This window comes from Nocardioides sp. FY1077 (assembly GCF_058681775.1).
Map to the genome: position 1 here is coordinate 261,556 of NZ_JBZWDB010000005.1, position 17,335 is coordinate 278,890.

The 17,335-nt window shown below is 76.8% G+C and carries 14 protein-coding genes; 11 read left to right on the forward strand and 3 right to left on the reverse strand.

Annotated elements, in window-relative coordinates:
• The first annotated feature begins 1 nt into the window (after position 1).
• The 4 genes from AC4OR8_RS18345 (at position 2) to holA (ending at position 5,606) form a co-directional block, all read left to right on the forward strand.
• On the forward strand, positions 2–868 hold the full coding sequence (locus AC4OR8_RS18345; protein ID WP_492167048.1) for a DegV family protein: 867 nt from the start codon (positions 2–4) through the stop codon (positions 866–868).
• A 98-nt stretch (positions 869–966) separates the two neighbouring features.
• Positions 967–2,184 (forward strand): helix-hairpin-helix domain-containing protein, encoded by a 1,218-nt coding sequence (locus AC4OR8_RS18350; protein WP_492167049.1) that lies wholly within the window; start codon positions 967–969, stop codon positions 2,182–2,184.
• A 1-nt stretch (position 2,185) separates the two neighbouring features.
• On the forward strand, positions 2,186–4,480 hold the full coding sequence (locus tag AC4OR8_RS18355; RefSeq protein ID WP_492167050.1) for a ComEC/Rec2 family competence protein: 2,295 nt from the start codon (positions 2,186–2,188) through the stop codon (positions 4,478–4,480).
• Between the two features lie 100 nt (positions 4,481–4,580).
• Positions 4,581–5,606 (forward strand): DNA polymerase III subunit delta, encoded by a 1,026-nt coding sequence (gene holA / locus AC4OR8_RS18360; protein ID WP_492167051.1) that lies wholly within the window; start codon positions 4,581–4,583, stop codon positions 5,604–5,606.
• 109 nt (positions 5,607–5,715) lie between these two features.
• Here holA and rpsT read toward each other — a convergent pair whose 3' ends face one another.
• Together rpsT and AC4OR8_RS18370 are read right to left on the reverse strand one after the other, a co-directional pair.
• The gene (gene rpsT / locus AC4OR8_RS18365) at positions 5,716–5,976 is read right to left on the reverse strand and encodes a 30S ribosomal protein S20 (protein WP_492167052.1); all 261 of its coding nucleotides are present in this window, start codon (positions 5,974–5,976) and stop codon (positions 5,716–5,718) included.
• A gap of 157 nt (positions 5,977–6,133) precedes the next feature.
• Entirely contained in the window at positions 6,134–7,075 is a 942-nt protein-coding gene (locus AC4OR8_RS18370) for a phosphotransferase family protein (RefSeq protein WP_492167053.1), read from the reverse strand.
• Positions 7,076–7,213: 138 nt separating this feature from the next.
• Here AC4OR8_RS18370 and lepA point away from each other — a divergent pair, with 138 nt between their 5' ends.
• From lepA to AC4OR8_RS18385, 3 genes are all read left to right on the forward strand, one after another.
• Positions 7,214–9,094, forward strand: coding sequence for a translation elongation factor 4 (gene lepA / locus AC4OR8_RS18375; RefSeq protein WP_492167054.1), 1,881 nt, complete (start codon positions 7,214–7,216; stop codon positions 9,092–9,094).
• 5 nt (positions 9,095–9,099) lie between these two features.
• The gene (locus AC4OR8_RS18380; RefSeq protein ID WP_492167055.1) at positions 9,100–9,996 is read left to right on the forward strand and encodes an aminoglycoside phosphotransferase family protein; all 897 of its coding nucleotides are present in this window, start codon (positions 9,100–9,102) and stop codon (positions 9,994–9,996) included.
• 63 nt (positions 9,997–10,059) lie between these two features.
• Positions 10,060–11,178 (forward strand): hypothetical protein, encoded by a 1,119-nt coding sequence (locus AC4OR8_RS18385; RefSeq protein ID WP_492167056.1) that lies wholly within the window; start codon positions 10,060–10,062, stop codon positions 11,176–11,178.
• Positions 11,179–11,233: 55 nt separating this feature from the next.
• Here AC4OR8_RS18385 and AC4OR8_RS18390 read toward each other — a convergent pair whose 3' ends face one another.
• On the reverse strand, positions 11,234–11,980 hold the full coding sequence (locus tag AC4OR8_RS18390) for a hypothetical protein (protein WP_492167057.1): 747 nt from the start codon (positions 11,978–11,980) through the stop codon (positions 11,234–11,236).
• Positions 11,981–12,153: 173 nt separating this feature from the next.
• Here AC4OR8_RS18390 and AC4OR8_RS18395 point away from each other — a divergent pair, with 173 nt between their 5' ends.
• The 4 genes from AC4OR8_RS18395 to AC4OR8_RS18410 are packed head-to-tail and all read left to right on the forward strand — an operon-like array spanning position 12,154 to position 17,271.
• Entirely contained in the window at positions 12,154–13,668 is a 1,515-nt protein-coding gene (locus AC4OR8_RS18395) for an oligosaccharide flippase family protein (RefSeq protein WP_492167058.1), read from the forward strand.
• A complete protein-coding gene (locus tag AC4OR8_RS18400; RefSeq protein WP_492167059.1) occupies positions 13,665–15,026 on the forward strand; it encodes an O-antigen ligase family protein in 1,362 nt (453 codons plus the stop codon). Before AC4OR8_RS18395 ends, AC4OR8_RS18400 begins: the two co-directional genes overlap by 4 nt.
• On the forward strand, positions 15,023–16,183 hold the full coding sequence (locus AC4OR8_RS18405; protein WP_492167060.1) for a glycosyltransferase family 4 protein: 1,161 nt from the start codon (positions 15,023–15,025) through the stop codon (positions 16,181–16,183). The genes AC4OR8_RS18400 and AC4OR8_RS18405 overlap by 4 nt, the downstream gene beginning before the upstream one ends.
• Before the next feature lie 8 nt (positions 16,184–16,191).
• Positions 16,192–17,271, forward strand: coding sequence for a glycosyltransferase (locus tag AC4OR8_RS18410; RefSeq protein ID WP_492167061.1), 1,080 nt, complete (start codon positions 16,192–16,194; stop codon positions 17,269–17,271).
• Positions 17,272–17,335: the final 64 nt, after the last annotated feature.

The window sequence follows — 17,335 nt, forward strand, 5'->3', positions numbered from 1 at the left end:
CGTGGCCGCTCCCGACGTCCGCGTCGTCACCGACTCCACCGCGAGCCTGCCGCCCGACGTGGCGGCGGCCCACGGGATCGTCGTGGTGCCGCTGCAGGTGGTCGTCGGTGCGGAGGTGCACGACGAGGGCGAGGGCGGGGCGACCCCTGCGCTGGTGGCGGAGGCGCTGCGGGCCTGGACCCCGGTGTCCACGTCGCGGCCCTCGCCGGCGGTGCTCCGCGAGGTCTACGAGCAGGCCGCGCGCGACGGCGCCACCGAGGTCGTCTCGGTGCACCTGTCGGCGCAGATGAGCGGCACCCACGAGTCGGCCCAGCTCGCTGCGCGCGACGCCTCGGTGCCGGTGCACGTGGTCGACGCCCGGCAGGTGGGCCCCGGCACCGGGTACGCCGCGCTCGCCGCCGCCGAGGCGGTGGCCGGGGGAGCCGACGGTGCCGCGGCCGCGAAGGTGGCGCGGCGCCGCGGCGCCGGGGCCACGTCGCTGTTCTACGTCGACACGCTGGAGTACCTGCGCCGGGGCGGCCGCATCGGCACCGCCGCGGCGCTGTTCGGCGGGGCGCTGGCGGTCAAGCCGCTGCTGCAGATCGCCGACGGCCGGGTGGAACCGCTGGAGCGGGTGCGCACCTCCGGTCGCGCGCTGGCCCGCCTCGAGGAGCTCGCGGCCCAGGCCGCGGAGGCCGCCGCCGGGCCCGTCGACGTCGCGGTGGCCCACCTGGCCAACCCCGACCGCGCCGGTCAGCTCACCGAGAAGCTCACCGAGCGGCTGGCCGACGCCCTGGAGGGCCGCGACCTGTGGTGCGGCGAGCTGGGTGCCGTGCTCGGCGCCCACGTCGGCCCCGGGATGATCGCGGTCTGCGTCTCGCCCCGCTAGGCCCACGCCGCCTCCACAGGCGCCCGCGCCGGAAGGCGGTCCACAGGGCTGCGGTCGCCGCCGACCCGGCGCCGGCCTGGCTGCCTAGGTTCGCGGTCATGCGATCTCGACGCCCGAGCCCCGAGCACCAGGAGGCGGTGGCGCGCCGCCTCGCCCTGCTGGGCGCCGAGCTGGCCGCCGCCCGCCCCGCCGTCCCGCCCGACCTCAGCGCCCCGGCCCCCGGTCCGGGTGCTGGTCCGGGTGCCGGTCCGGACGCCGGTCCGGACGCGGGTGTCGTCGGCGGGGCGACGGCACCCGACGACGCCTGGTGGGCCCCGCACACCCACGTGGCCCCGCCGCGGCTGCGGCTGGTCGAGCCGGGCGACCCCTCGGTCGACGGCCGGGTCGCCGGTCAGGTCGTCGGCCGGGTCGTCGGCCTGGCCGACGCGGACGCCGTGGTGGACCGGTCGGGGGTGGTGCCGTCCCCGGGGCGGCACGCCGCGCGGCGCTCGGGCCCCGGCGCCGGCGTGCGGCTGGGCGAGCTGGGCGGCGGGGTGGGCGGCCGGGTGGGCAGCGCGGGCCTCGGTGACCGGGTGCGGCTGACCACCGGTCACGTCGCGGTGCTGGCGCTGCTGGTGGCCGCTGCCCTCGGCGCGACCTGCTGGTGGGTGGTGCGGGCCGACCCCCGGCCGGTGGCGACCCCGGTCGCGCTGGAGGCCGCGGGCGACGAGCCGCTGGCCACCCCGCTGGCCACCCCGGGGGCCCCGCCGGCCCCTTCGACGGCGGCTTCGACGGGGGAGGGCGCGGAGGGCCTGGGCGAGCCGGTGTCGTCCGGCGGCGCCACCGCGACGGGCGTGCTGGGGGACCCGGGTGCGGCCGCCGGAGCGAGCGCCTCCACGGTCACCGTCGACGTCGCCGGCCGGGTGCGCCGTCCCGGCATCGCCGTCCTCGACACCGGGTCGCGGGTGGTCGACGCCATCGAGGCCGCCGGCGGCGCGCGACCCGGGGTCGACCTGTCGTCGCTCAACCTCGCCCGGCTGCTGGTCGACGGCGAGCAGGTGCTGGTCGGGGTGCCCGGCGCGGGCGCGGCGCCACCGTCGCTGGCGTCGCCGTCGACACCCGGCGCGGTGCCGGGCGCGCCGGTCGCGCTGGTCGACCTCAACGCCGCCACGCAGGCCGAGCTCGAGACGCTGCCGCAGGTCGGGCCGGTCACCGCCGGGGCCATCCTCGCCTGGCGCGACGAGCACGGCGGGTTCACCGCGGTGCAGGAGCTGCTCGAGGTGGACGGCATCGGCGACGCGACCCTCGCCCAGCTCGCCCCCCTCGTCACGGTCTGAGGTGCGCGACGCGCGGATGGGGCTGGTCGGTCTGGCCGCGTGGGCCGGGGCCCTGGTCGGCGTGCTGCTCGACCCGGTGGCTGCGCTCGCCGTCGCCTGTTCCCTGCTCCTCACAGGCGTGGTGCTCGCCCGCCGTCGGCTGGTCGACCCCGCGCTGGCCGCAGCGCTGCTGGTCGTGCTGCTGGCGGTGCTGGCAGTGGCCGTGCTGCGCGGCGTGCAGGTGCACGACAGCCCCGTCGCCCGGCTCGCCGCTGAGGGCGCTGCGGTGAGCCTGGAGGGCACGGTGGTGAGCGACCCGCGTCCGGTCACGGGGCGCTACGAGGACCTGGTGGTGGTGCGCCTCGACGTCACGGGGGTCACCGGGCGGGGACGCTCCTGGCGGTTGTCGGCGCCGGTCGTCGTGCTCGGCGGGCAGGCGTGGGCCGATGTCCCACTGGGGGCGCGGGTGGTCACCAGCGGCCGGCTCGCCCCCTCCGACGAGGGCGGGGGCGAGCCGGTCGCGGGCCTGCTCGTCGGCGCCGGCGACGTGCGGGTGGCGCAGGGACCGGACGTGTGGTGGCGCGGCGCGGCCGCCGTGCGCGCGTCGCTGCGGGCCTCGGTCGACCAGCGCCCCGAGCACGAGCGCGTGCTGGTGCCGGCCCTGGTGGTCGGCGACGACGCCGGGCTCGACCCCGGGCTGGCCGACGACTTCCGGGCCACCGGGCTCACCCACCTGCTCGCGGTGTCGGGCACCAACCTGACGCTCGTGGTCGGGTTCCTGCTGGTGCTGGCCCGGTGGGCCGGCGTGCGCGGGCGCTGGCTCGTGGTCGTGGGCGCGCTGGGGATCGTCGGCTTCGTGCTGCTCGCCCGCACCGAGCCCAGCGTCGTGCGCGCCGCGGCGATGGGGGCCGTCGGTCTCGTCGGGCTCGGCAGCAACGGCACCCAGCGCGGCGCGCGGGCCCTGGGTGTGGCCGTCACCGTGCTGCTCCTGGTGGCGCCGGCGCTGGCGGCCACCCCCGGCTTCGCGCTGTCGGTGCTGGCGACGGCCGGCATCCTGGTGCTGGCGCCGCGCTGGCGCGACGCCCTGGCCCGCTGGCTGCCGCGCTGGCTCGCCGAGGCGGTGGCGGTGCCCGCGGCCGCCCAGCTGGCGTGCACCCCGCTGGTGGCGGCGATCTCGGGCCAGGTCAGCGTGGTGGCGGTGGCGGCCAACCTGCTGGTGGCCCCGGTGGTGGGGCCGGCCACCGTGCTGGGGCTCGCCGGCGGGCTCGTGGGCCTCGGGTGGCCCGCGGCGGGGGAGGTCCCCGGCACGGGGGCCGGGTGGTGCGTGGCCTGGATCGTCGTGGTCGCCCGGCGGGGCGCCGACCTCCCCACCGCCGCGGTCGACTGGGGCACCGGACCGTTCGCCCTGGCACTGCTGGTGGTGCTCTGCCTGGTGCTGGCGGTGCTCGGGCCACGGGTGCTGCGCCACCCCGTCGCGGGCGTGGCCGTGGCGCTGCTGCTGGTGGTGGTCGTGCTGGTGCGCCCGCCGAGCCGCGGCTGGCCCGCCGCCGGCTGGGTGGTGGCGGCGTGCGACGTCGGGCAGGGCGACGCGATCGCCGTGCGCACCGGTCCCGGCAGCGCGCTGGTGGTCGACGCCGGCCCCGACCCCGCCGCCGTCGACGGGTGCCTCGACGACCTCGACGTCGAACGGGTGCCCCTGGTGGTGCTCACCCACTTCCACGCCGACCACGTCGAAGGCCTGTCCGGCGTGCTCGACGGGCGGGAGGTCGACGCCGTGGAGACCACCCCCCTGCTCGACCCGCCGGGCGGGGTGGCCGAGGTGGGTGCGGTCGCCGCCGAGCACGGCGTGCCGGTCACCCCGGTGGCCGCCGGCCCCACCCGCAGCCTCGGCGACGTGCGCCTGCAGGTGCTGTGGCCGCCCCCGACGCCGGCGCGGGCCGGGCCCGGCGACGGGAGCACCGCCAACGACGCCAGCGTCGTGCTGCTGGTGGAGGTGCGCGGGGTGCGGGTGCTGCTCACCGGCGACGTCGAGCCGCCCGCGCAGGCCGCCCTGGCGCGCTCGGTGCCGGGCCTGGACGTCGACGTTCTCAAGCTGCCCCACCACGGCAGCTCCCACCAGGACCTCGCCTTCCTGGAGTCGCTCACCCCGGCCACCGTCCTGGTGTCCGTGGGGGCCGACAACGACTACGGCCACCCGTCGGTCAGGGTGGTCGACGCCCTGGCCGCTCAGGGTGCCGAGGTGCTGCGCACCGACCTCGAGGGCGACCTCGCGGTGGTGGTCGACGACGCCGGCGCGCTCAGCACCGCCACGCACTGACCGCCGACGCGCCCGCCGACGTGCCCGCCGACGGGACCGGCGACTGGCGTGCCGACGGCCGGCGGCGTTGTCCGCGCCGTGTGGCAGGCTGGCGCCCACGATGAACGCCGCCCCGTCCCGCCGTCCCGCCGCTGCCTCGGCCCCGTCGTCCCCCTCGGCCGCCGACGTGCTGGGCCGGGTCGTGCTGGTCACCGGCAAGGAGGAGTTCTTCGGCGAGCGCACCGTCGCGAGCGTGCGCGCAGCGGTGCGCGCCCACGACCCGGAGGCCGAGCTCGCCGACGGCCCGGCCGCCGACCTCACCCTGGCCACCCTGGGGGAGATGTCGGCCGCCTCGCTGTTCTCCAGCACCCGCTGCGTCGTCGTTCGCGGCCTGGAGCACCTGCCGGAGGAGTCGGTGGCGGGCCTGGTGGCCTACGCCGCCGAGCCGGTCGACGACGTCGCGCTCGTGCTGGTCCACGGCGGCGGGCCCAAGGGCTCCGGCGTGCTCACCAAGCTGCGCAAGCTGCCGCGGGTCACCGAGGTGAAGTCGGCCGAGATGCGCCCCTCGGAGTACCCCTCCTTCGTGGCCGCGGAGGTGCGCGGCCACGGCGCGCGCATCGACCAGGAGGCGGCGAGCTTCCTGGTGACCGCCGTGGGGCAGGACCTGCGCTCGCTGGCCGCCGCGGCCCACCAGCTCACCGAGGACTTCCCCGGCGAGACGCTGACGGTGCCCCGGGTCAAGCAGTACTTCGGTGGCCGGGCCGAGGCGAAGTCGTTCGCCGTGGCCGACGCCGCGTTCTCAGGTGATGCCCGCGGCGCCCTCGAGGAGCTGCGCTGGGCCCTCGACGGCGGTGTCGCCGCGGTGCTGGTCACCTCCGCCTTCGCCGCGGGCGCACGCGGCCTCGCCCGCTACCGCACGGCCCCGCGGAGCCTGCGCGAGGCCGACCTGGCCCGCGAGGTCGGCGTGCCGCCGTGGAAGCTGCGCTCGCTGCGCGAGCAGGTGCGCGGCTGGGACGACGACGGCCTGGGCCGCGCGGTGCGGGCCGTCGCCCGCGCCGACGCCGACATCAAGGGTGCGGCGACCGACGCGTCCTACACGCTGGAGCGTCTCGTCCTCACGATCACCGGTCTGCGCCTGCAGCGCTGACCCGGCCCCGGCTCTGGCCCCGGCTCTGGCCGGGTCGACCGACGGGTGCCGGTCCCGAGAACGCAGAAGGGCGCCACCCCGTGGGGGTGACGCCCGGGTGCGGGACGGCTCAGAGAGACGCGGCCTGCTTGGCGATCGCGGACTTGCGGTTCGCGGCCTGGTTCTTGTGGATGACGCCCTTCGAGGCGGCCTTGTCGAGCATCTTCGCGGCGTCACGACCGGCGACCACAGCGGTCTCCTTGTCGCCGGCGTCCGCGGCGGCGCGGAACTTGCGCACGGCGGTCTTCAGGCCGGTCTTCACGGCCTTGTTGCGCTCGTGGGCCTTCTCGTTCTGCTTGATGCGCTTGATCTGGGACTTGATGTTCGCCACTGATGTGCCTTCGCTTCGAGTCGACGTGTGCGGGGTCTGGGTGGTGCGGGTCCTGGTGCGGTCGGCGCAGGCTGCGGCCAGACACGCGACAGGAGAGATTAACAGCGCCGTCGGCAGCGCCCCAAATCCCTCGGCCCCCGGGGCCGCTCGGACGCGGTCACTCCCAGCCCCGGCGCTCGCTGAGCCAGTGCCAGCAGACATCACCCTGCCACCACTGCGCCTCGCGCAGGTGGGGGGAGGTGGGCGGCACGGGGTCGCCGGAGGACTTCAGGAAGTAGCCCGTCACCAGCGCCAGCACGACGTCGACCGACTCGGCCGGCACCCCGGCGAAGGTCGGGTGGCTGGCCAGCACGGCCTCGACGTCGAGGCCGTCGCCGCGGGGGCCCACGAGCAGCAGCAGCGAGTCGATCCAGGCGGCGCCGACGCAGGGCCAGTTCCAGTCGCAGAGCACGACGCCGCCGTCGGGGCGCACCAGCAGGTTGTCGTCGCGCACGTCGGTGTGGACGGCGGTCGAGCCGGCGGTGACCTCGGCGAAGCGGGCCGCGAGCCCCGCGGCCTCCTCGAGGTGGCGCAGGTGGGGCAGGCTGCGGCGCAGGCTGTCCCAGTAGGCGGGGAAGGCGGCGAAGTCGTCGGCGAAGGTGGCCAGGCGCGCGGCGGCCGGCGGCGGGGTGAGCGCCGCCGCGGTGCGGGCCAGCGCGTCCAGCGAGGCCTGCAGGTCGCCCGGCGTCCACGGCCGGTGCGGGGCCCGGCCGTCGACGTGCTCGATGCCGAGCACCACCCAGTCGTCGGCGTCGTGGAGCCACCGCAGCCGGGGGGCGGGCACGTCGGGCGGCAGGGCGGCCAGCACCCGGGCCTCCTCGCGGTAGGCCTGGGCGAACATCCGCTGGGCCTTCACCGAGGCGGCCTTGACGAAGTGCGCCGAGCCGTCGGCGCCGTGCAGCACCGACGCGAATCCCGGTGTGAACCCCGCGCCCTGGCTCTCGGCCCGCACCACCTCGGTGCCGATCCGGCCCTCCACCGTGCGACGGAGGGCGGGCGGCAGGAAGGGCCACTCCAGGCGCTGCGCGGTGCGACCGTGGGGGATCGTCGTGGGGTGCACCCCCGCATCCTGGCCGACGCGGGCCGCGCGGGGCGAGCCGGTCGCGTCCTGGGCGCGGAGAGCGGTGGAGTGATTCGTGGCGCCGCCCGAGGGGGTGCGAGACTGGGGTCACGACCAGTCCCTCGACGAGAGCAGTCCGTGCCCCCGAAGACCTTGCCCCAGCCGGGCCAGACCGATCCCGCGATCATCCGCAACTTCTGCATCATCGCGCACATCGACCACGGCAAGTCGACCCTCGCCGACCGCATGCTGCAGCTGACCGGCGTCGTCGACGAGCGGGCCGCGCGGGCGCAGTACCTCGACCGGATGGACATCGAGCGCGAGCGCGGCATCACGATCAAGAGCCAGGCCGTGCGGATGCCGTGGACGGTCCCGGCCGGCAACGAGCAGGGCGCCGAGCCGGGCGACTACGTGCTGAACATGATCGACACCCCGGGACACGTCGACTTCACCTACGAGGTCTCGCGCTCGCTGGAGGCCTGCGAGGCCGCCGTGCTGCTGGTCGACGCCGCGCAGGGCATCGAGGCCCAGACACTGGCCAACCTCTACCTCGCGATGGGCGCCGACCTCCACATCATCCCGGTGCTGAACAAGATCGACCTGCCCTCCGCGCAGCCCGAGAAGTACGCCGCGGAGCTGGCCGGCCTGGTCGGCTGCGAGCCCGAGGACGTGCTGCGCGTCAGCGCGAAGACCGGGCTCGGCGTGCAGGACCTGCTCAACCACATAGTCTCCGAGACCCCGCCGCCGGTGGGCGACGCCGACAAGCCGGCCCGCGCGCTGATCTTCGACTCGGTCTACGACACCTACCGCGGCGTGGTGACCTACGTCCGCGTCGTCGACGGCAAGCTGAGCCACCGCGACCGCATCAAGATGATGTCGAACGGCGTGGTCCACGAGATGCTCGAGGTCGGCGTGATCAGCCCCGAGCCGGTGAAGGCCGCCGACCTGGGCGTCGGCGAGGTCGGCTACCTGATCACCGGCGTGAAGGACGTGCGCCAGTCCCGCGTGGGTGACACCGTCACCACCCAGCACCACGGCGCCACCGACGCGCTGGGCGGCTACAAGCACCCCAACCCGATGGTCTACGCCGGGCTCTACCCGATCGACGGCGACCAGTACGGCGACCTGCGCGAGGCGCTGGAGAAGCTGCAGCTCAACGACGCGGCCCTGGTCTACGAGCCCGAGACGTCCGGCGCGCTGGGCTTCGGCTTCCGGGTCGGCTTCCTGGGCCTGCTGCACATGGAGATCACCCGCGAGCGCCTCGAGCGCGAGTTCGACCTCGACCTGATCTCCACCGCACCCAACGTGGTCTACGACGTGACGCTGGAGGACGGCGCCGAGATCGAGGTGACCAACCCCAGCGAGTTCCCCGAGGGCAAAATCTCGGAGGTGCGCGAGCCGGTGGTCAAGGCCACGATCCTCAGCCCGTCGGACTACATCGGCACGATCATGGAGCTGTGCCAGACCAAGCGCGGCACCCTCGGCGGCATGGACTACCTCTCCGAGGACCGTGTCGAGATGCGCTACACGCTGCCGATGGGCGAGATCGTCTTCGACTTCTTCGACCAGCTGAAGTCACGCACCAAGGGCTACGCCTCCCTCGACTACGAGCGCTCCGGCGAGCAGGCGGCCGACCTGGTGAAGGTCGACATCCTGCTGCAGGGCGAGCCGGTCGACGCCTTCAGCGCGATCGTTCACAAGGACGCCGCCTACGCCTACGGCGTGATGATGGCCGGCAAGCTCAAGGACCTGATCCCGCGCCAGCAGTTCGAGGTGCCGATCCAGGCCGCGATCGGGGCCCGGGTCATCGCCCGCGAGAACATCCGCGCGATCCGCAAGGACGTGCTCGCCAAGTGCTACGGCGGTGACATCACCCGCAAGCGCAAGCTGCTGGAGAAGCAGAAGGAGGGCAAGAAGCGGATGAAGATGGTCGGCCGCGTCGAGGTCCCCCAGGAGGCCTTCGTGGCCGCGCTCTCCAACGACGGAGCGGGCTCCTCGGTCGACAAGGGCAAGAAGTAGGACCCGTGCAGCCGCTGCCGCCGGGGGTGCTGGCGATGGCGGCGCGCGGGCCCCGCTGGGCCACCTGGGTCGAGGCGCTGCCGCGGCTGGTGCGCGACCTGCACGACGAGTGGGCGCTGACGCCCGACGGCGACGCGCGGCACGGCCACACGGCGCTCGTCGTCCCGGTGGTGGACGCCGACGGCGTGCCGGCCGCGCTCAAGGTGGGCTGGCCGCACCGGGAGGCCGAGCACGAGCACCTCGCCCTGCAGCACTGGCACGGCGACGGCGCCGTCCGGCTGCTGCGCGCCGACCCGCGCCGCTCAGCCCTGCTGCTGGAACGGCTGCACCCCGAGGACCTCACCGAGCTGTGGGACCTCGAGGCGTGCGAGGTGGTGGCCGGCCTGTACGCCCGTCTCCACGTCGCGGCCCCGCCGCAGCTGCGCACCCTGTCGTCGTGCACGAGCCGCTGGACGACGCGCCTGGCCGCCCTGCCGACCGACGCGCCGCTGCCCCACCGGCTGGTCGAGCAGGCGGTCTCCCTCGGGCGGGACCTGGCCGCCGATCCCGCCACCGACGGTCGGCTGCTGCACACCGACCTGCACTACGCCAACGTGCTCGGCGCCGGCCGGGAGCCGTGGCTGGCCATCGATCCCAAGCCGCTCAGCGGCGACCCGCACTACGAGGTGGCCCCGCTGCTCTGGAACCGGTGGGACGAGCTGGCCGGCGACGTGCGCGGGGGAGTACGGCGCCGCTTCCACGCCGTGGTGGACGCCGCCGGTCTCGACGAGGACCGCGCCCGCGACTGGGTGGTGGTGCGGATGCTGCACCTCGCGCTGTGGGAGCTGGAGGACGCGAGCGGGACTCCGGACCGCGCCTGGCTGACCCGTTGTGTGACCCTGGCCAAGGCCGTGCAGCAGTAGGGGACATGACCACCAATGCTCGCTAGGGTGAGCGCAGCAGAGCACGAGCGCCGAGGGGGAACGGTGACCGATCGCACGAGCACGGACACGTCGCAGGACGTGTCGACCGACCACGCCGAGCATCCGGGCGATCCCGGTGAGGGGGCCACGGCGGCCACGCCGGTCGACGCCACCTCCCGGGCCACCCGGCTGCGCGCCGAGCTGGCCACCCGCCGCGAGGCCAGCTCCCTGCTCGCCGAGGCCACCGGCGTGCGCGACGCCGCGGTCGCCGAGGCCGACGGGCTGGTGGCGGAGGCGCAGGAGCTCGCCCAGCACCTCGTCGCCGAGGCGATGGCCGAGGCGGCCTCGGTCGCCGAGGACGCCCGTGCCGAGGCCGCCCGGCTCACCCAGGACGCCCGGACGAGTGCGGCGGAGACCACCGACCTCGCGCGGGCGGAGGCCGAGCGGCTGACGCAGGCCGCGCAGGCCGACGCCGTGCGGCTGACGCAGGCCGCCCAGGCGGAGGCCGCCCTGGTGCGCCGCGCCGCGGAGCTCGACCGCACCCGCGCCCGCGACGAGGCTCGCGCGACCGCGCTCGCCGACATGGCCCAGCTGCGCCAGCAGGCCGAGCGCCTGGTCGCCGGCATCGACTCCGACCTGCGGGGGCTGGCCACGACGCTGGCCAGCGCCTCGTCGGTCGCCCTGGCCGTGACGACCGCCAGCGCCGAGCTGACCGAGACCACCCGGGCCGTCGACGCGGTGGCTGCGGAGGTGTCCGCCGACGCCGACGCCGCCGACGCCGACGACGCCGACGACGCCGACGACGCCGACGACGTGGCAAAGCCCGCGCGTCAGCCCGGCGACCAGCCCGTCGAGGCCGTCGAGGCCGTCCAGCCCGTCGTGGACGTCGTGGACGACGTGGACGACGGCATCTCCCAGGACGTCGTGGTCGTCGGTGTCGAGGAGCGCATCGCCGTCTCCGACGACCGGCCGGAGGCGCCCGACGCCCGGTCCGACGCCCGGTCCGAGGCCGCCGTCGACGCCGAGCCGGACGCCGAGCCGCAGGAGACCACCGACGCCGCGCCCGAGCTCGCGTCGGTGGCGTCCGGACGCCGCAGCGACGAGCGTCCCGCCGAGGTCGACGACCTCGACCAGGCCCTCAGCGGTGCCCGCCCGCTGGGGTGGCTCTTCCGCGGTCACTGAGCCCTGCGGCCCACCGGCCGGTGGGCCTCCCGTCCAGCGGCGCGGCGCGGCAGGGTCAGGGGCAGGCCGGGGCCTGCGTCACGGCGTCGTCGAGGGGCCGCACGGTCACCGTGTCGACGGTGGTGCCCGGGGGCACCCGCTGGAACAGCTCCATCTCGATGGGGCGCTCCTCGAAGGCCGCCAGGCAGGACCACACGCCGGTGACCACGGCCACCAGCCGCCCGGTCGGGGCCCGCAGCACGGCCTGCACCAGCGCCTGCGGCACGTCCCGCGTGCCGACGTCCACCCGGGCGGCGACCGTGGTCCGGGTGTCGTCGAGCTCGCGGGCCAGGCCCTCGACGACCGCCGTGGAGCTGTCCTGGTCGGTGTCGGCGGGCTCCCACGCCACGTCGCGGAAGCGCAGGTTCACCGAGGCGACGTCCTCGACGCCCTCGCCCACGGGGAAGTAGAGGCCGTAGAGCTCGCCCGGCGCGAGCTCGGCCACCGAGCAGCACGCGTCCTGCCCCGCCAGCGAGCCGGCGCCCCAGGTGCCGAGGGAGCGGCCGTCCTCGCCCACGGCCTCCAGGGTGACGTCGGCGGTGCGCAGCGTGCGCGCCTCGGTGTTGCGCACCAGCACCGACAGCAGGCCGTCGGTCACGGCCCACTCGCTGGTCTCCAGCACCGGGGTGACCTCGACGGGGTCGAGGAACGTGTCGTCGGAGCCGGCCACCTGGGCGCGCAGGTCGGCGCAGCCGGACAACGAGGCGGTGAGCAGGACCAGGCCTGCGAGCACGGCGACGACACGGAGCAGCTGGGTGCGCACTGGTTCCCCCCGGAGCAGTCGACGCGCAAGGACACGGCCCGCACCGGCACCCACGCCGGACGGACCCGCACCATGATGCCCGCGCAGGTGTAGGGACAAACCATCCGGGGTAGCGTCGCAGGACGACCATGTCGACGCGGGCGGATGCCCGTGCCTGATCCGGGGGGATGGGAATGGTGGAGCTGGGGGGCGCCGTCGCACGCTCCGGCGACCCCGCGCGCAGCGCCCGCCCGTATCGGAAAGCCGCCGCGTCCTCGGGCGCCGCGGGTGCTTCCCGCGGTCTGCTGTGGGTGGCCACCCACGCGGTGGTGGTGAAGGTGGCCCACGTCGCCGTGCTGCTGGTGCTCGCCGCCCGCCTGGCACCGGAGGCCCTCGGCGCGGTCGCGCTCGCCACGGTGGTGGCCGGCGCCGTGACGCTGGTGGCCGGGCTCGGCTCCGCCGGAGCGCTCGTGGGGTGGCGTGGCGACGTGGCCCGCGCGGCGCGCACCGCGGTCACCCTCGCGCTCGTGGGCGGCACGGCGTGCGCGGCGCTGGTCTGGCTGGCCGCGCCGGCCCTGACGCGCGCGCTGGCCGGGCCCGAGGCCACCACCGCGGTGCTGCGCGGCCTCGTCGTCCCGGTGCCCGCGCTGGCAGTGGCCGCCGTCGGGCTCGAGCTGCTGCGCCGGCGGCTGAGCTTCGCTCGACGCGTGCTGCCCGACGTGGCCGGTGCGGTGGTCGGCGCGGTGGTGGCGGTGGTGCTCGTGCTCGACGGGGCCGGTGTCACCGGCCTGGTCGTGGGCCAGGTGGCCCAGGGCGCGGTCACCCTCGCCGGGTCGTGGCTGGTGCACCCGCCGGTGCGGCCGGGGTGGCACGCCGGTGACGCCCGGGCGCTGGTGTCGTTCGGCCTGCCGTGGAGCGGGGCCCACCTGCTCGACCTCGTGGCGCCTCTGCTCGGCCTGGTCGTGGTCGCCCACGCGCTCGGCGCGGTCGCGCTGGGGGAGTACTCCCTGGCCTGGCGGGTCGCCTACGTCTCGTCGCTGCTGGCGGTGGTGCTCACCGGCGTGGCGTTCCCCTACCTCTGCCGGCGCCGCGGCGCCGATCTCGCCGCGGCCGGACGCGGCCTGCTGACCGGCACCCTCGCGCTGCTGGTGCCGGTGTGCCTGCTCACCGCGCTGCTCGCCGACCACCTCGTGCTGCTCGGCGAGCAGTGGCGGCCCGGCGTGCCGGTGCTGCGGGTGCTCGCCGTGCACGGCCTGCTGCTGGGGGTGGTGGCCGTGGCGCTCACCACGCTGGCCGCCGCCGGTCGCCCGGGCGACGGTCTGCTGCTGCGCGCCGTCCACCTGCTGGTGCTCGCCGCCGCGCTGCCGGTGGCCGCCCCCCACGGGCTCGTGGCGGTCGCCGCGACGCAGGTGGCTGCGGCCGCGCTCGTGGCGGGCGTCGCGCTGGCCCGGGCGTGCGCCGCGCTGCCCCCCGTGCGCCGCGGCTCGCTCGGCCCCTGGACCCGCCGGCCCGCGACGGGCCTCGCCCTGGGTGCCGCCGCGTCGCTGCTCGCCGTCTCGGTGGTGCGGGCGACCGCGTCGGCGGGCCCGAGCCTCGGGCTGCTCGTCGCCGCGGTCGGTGCCGGCCTCGCCGCCCATGTCGCGGTGCTGCGCCTGGTCGAGCGCCGCCGGCTCGTCGACCTGGTGGCTCCCTGGGCGGCCCTCCGATGACCCTCCACCTGCCCGAGGCCCCCGCCGGCACCGACGGGTTCGTGCTGCGTCGCCGCCCGCCGGCGGGACGCCGCCTCCCGCTCTGGCTGCTCACGGCCCTGCCGGCGCTGCTCGCCGTCCTCGGCGGCTTCCTCGTCGGCGTCTCCCCGACCGTCACCGGTCTCGGGGTGCTCGGGCTGGTGCTGCTGACCGTGCTGGTCGCCCAGATCGAGCTGGCCGTGCTCGTGGTCGTGGGCGCGGCCGTGTTCGAGGACTACCTCGCCGTCGTCGACCCCCGCGTCACCAAGGTGCTGGCGCTGGTGGTCGTGCTCGCCTGGCTGGTGCGCCGCGCCGCCCGGCCGCTCCACCGCGCCCCGCGCAGCCCGGTGCTGGTGGCCGCCGTCGGGCTGCTCGTGGTCGTGCTGCTCTCCACGCTCGCGCAGGGTGCCACCGGGGAGGCGCTGCCCACCCTCGGCCGGTGGGTGGGGTTCCTCGCCCTGCTCGTCGTGCTCGCCGACTGCATGCGCGGGCGCCTCGCGCCCGAGACCGTCGCCCGGGTGTACGTCGGGGCGTGCACCCTGGCTGCGCTCTGCGGCGCCCTGGCCTACCTCCTGGGCGCCGACCGCCGGGTCGGCGGACCGGTGGGCGACCCCAACGACCTCGCGTTCTTCCTCGTCGCGGCCGTGCCGCTGGCCGTCGCGGTGCGTGCGGTGGGCCGGCGCAGCTGGCCCTGGGACCTCGCGGCGCTGGTCTGCGCGGTGGCCATGGTCGGCACGCTCTCCCGCGGCGCCGCGGTGGGTCTCGCGGTGGCCCTGGTCGTGGCCGTGCTGGCCCGGTTCGTCCCGTGGCGCGTGGTCGGTGCCTTCACTGTGGTGGTGGTCACCCTGGTGGCCTTCACCGCCTCGGTGAGCCCCGGCCTGGTGCTGACCAGCGTCGAGCAGAAGCAGGCGGTGGCCACCGAGAACGTGACCCAGCGCCTCGAGCTGTGGCAGCAGGCGGCGGCGATGACGCGCGAGGCGCCCCTGCTGGGCCACGGCCCCGGCTCCTTCGCCCGCGAGCACCAGGACCACGGCGGCGACGACGCCGAGGAGGTGGCCGGCCTCGACGCCGCCCACAGCACCTACCTCGAGGTCGCCGCCGAGCTCGGGCTGGCGGGCCTGCTGGCGTTCCTGGGGGTGCTGCTTGCCGGCTTCGCCGGCGCCTGGGCACGCTGGCGCCACGACCGCGCCCCGCTCGCGGCCGGCGTCTGCACCGCGCTGGTCGGCACCACGGTCGCCGCGCTGTTCCTCAGCGAGCAGTTCTTCCTCCCGCTGTGGCTGCTCTGCGCGATCGGCGCCGCCCTCGCAGCGGTGCCGGCCACCGCGGCCCGGCGCCGATGAGCCGCGCCGACGCGTCGTCGTCGACCGGTTCCCACACCTCCGGGCGGGTCGTGCACCTGCTGACCCAGGCCGCCGGCGGCCCGGCCGACCACGTCGTCGACGTCGCCGCGGGCCTGGCCGCCCGCGGGGTCGACGTCCACGTCGTGGGGCCGCGCCCGGCCGGCGCGGCGACCGCCGAGCGCGGCGGGGTCACCTGGCACCCGCTGGCGGTCACCTCGGTGCGCGACGCACGGGGCGCGACCGCCGTGTCGCGACGGCTGCGGCACCTCGCCCCCGACGTGCTGCACCTGCACGACCGGCGCGCGGCCTGGCTGGGCCGGCTGCTGCCCGCGGGCCGGCGAGCACCCGCGCTGGTCTGCACGCTGCACGGCGTCGCCGACGGGCTCAGCGACCTGGTGGCCGGCAACGCGCTGGTGGGACGGCGACGCCGCCGCGACCGTGCCTACTACCTGGCCGGCGAGCGGTGGGCGACGCGCTGGTCGGGCGCCCGCGTGGTGACCCCCAGCACCGCCCTCGCCCGCTACGCCGTGCAGCACGTCGGGCTGCCGCCCGACCGCGTCGACGTGGTGGCCCACGGCGTCGACCTCGCCCGCTGGCCCGCACGACCTGCCCCTGAGGCGCCCTCCCACCGACCCGTTGCGCTGGCCTGGGTGGGCCGCCTCGAGCCGGCGAAGCGGCCCGACCGGCTGCTCGGGGCCCTCGCGGCCACCCCGGGCGCCACCGCCGTGCTGGCCGGGACCGGCAGCGGCGCGGCCGACCTGGCCCGCCGCGCCACCCGCCCCGACCTGCGGGGCAGGGTGCGGCTGCCCGGGCACGTCGCTGACGTCGGTGGCGTGCTCTGCTCCGCCGATCTCTACGTGTCCACCTCGGGGGCGGAGAACCAGCCGCTGGCGATGCTCCAGGCCATGGCGACCGGGCTGCCCGTGCTCGCGACGGCGGTCGGCGGCGTGCCCGAGGTCGTCCGCCACGACATCGAGGGCCTGCTGGTGCCCGTCGACGACGCGCCGGCCCTCGCGGCGGCGCTGAGGCGGCTGGTCGACGACCCCGCGCTGCGCACGCGGCTCGGCGCGGCTGCGCGCGAGCGCGTGGTCACGACGTACCCGCTCGACGCGTGCGTCGACGGCCTGCTCGCCACCTACCGGCGGGCTGCGGCGTGAGGGTGCTCATGGCCATCGCCGAGATGGGCAACGGCGGCGCCGAGACGCTGGTCGCGGGCCTGGCCGAGCAGCTGGCCGCCGACGGCGACCAGGTGGTGTTGGCCAGCAGCGGCGGGTTCCGCGAGCAGCAGCTGAGCGGGGGCGGTCTCGTGGAGACCGTGCGGGTGCCGCTGCAGCGCGGCAGCGCCGTCGACGTCGCCCGCTCGGTGGCGCGCCTGGCCCGGGTGGCGCGGGGGCAGCGGCCCGACGTGGTGCACACCCACAACGTGCGCGCGACCCTGGTGGCCCGCCTGGCGACGTGGCCGGCCGGGCGCCCGCCGCTGCTGGCCACCGTGCACGGGCTCTCGCCCGACGACTACCCGGGCGCGGTGCGCCTGCTGCGCCGCTGCGCCGACCACGTCGTGGCGGTCTCCGCGTCGGTGGCGACCGACCTGGTGGCGGCGGGGCTGCCGGCCCCGATGGTGACGGTGGTCGAGAACGCCGCGCCCGCCACGGCCCGCGTCGACCGCGACCACGCCCGGGCCTGCCTCGGTCTCGACGCCGCCACGCCGGTCGCGCTGTGCCTGGCGCGCCTCGCCGCGCCGAAGCGCCAGGACCTGCTGGTGCAGGCCTGGGCCGAGCGCACCGGCGACGGCGTGCTCCTGCTCGCCGGGGAGGGCCCCGACCGCGGGCGGCTCGAGAGCGCCGTGCGCGCCGGTGGGCTGGCCGGTCGGGTGCGGCTGCTGGGCGAGCGCGACGACGTACCGGCCCTGCTCGCCGCCGCCGACGTGCTGGTGCTGCCCAGCGACCGCGAGGGCCTGCCGATGGCGGTGCTCGAGGCCATGGCGGCCGGGGTACCGGTGGTGGCCAGCGACGTCGGGGGACTGGTGGGCCTGGCCGACGCCGTCGAGCTGGTGCCGACGGGGTCGGCCGCGGCGCTCGCCGCCGCGCTCGACCGCGTGCTCGCCGTCGGCCCCCACCGCGACCTGCTCCGCGCCCGCGGGCAGGCGCTGGTGGCCGAGCGGTTCAGCTCCGCGGTGATGCACGCCGCCTACCGCGACCTCTACCGTCGGCTGCTCACAGGTTTGCGAGGTGACCCCGGGTGGTAGACATTTCACCAGTGCTCCCCGTGGGGAGCCCGCCGTCGTGCGACCGGGCCCACCGCCCTCGCCG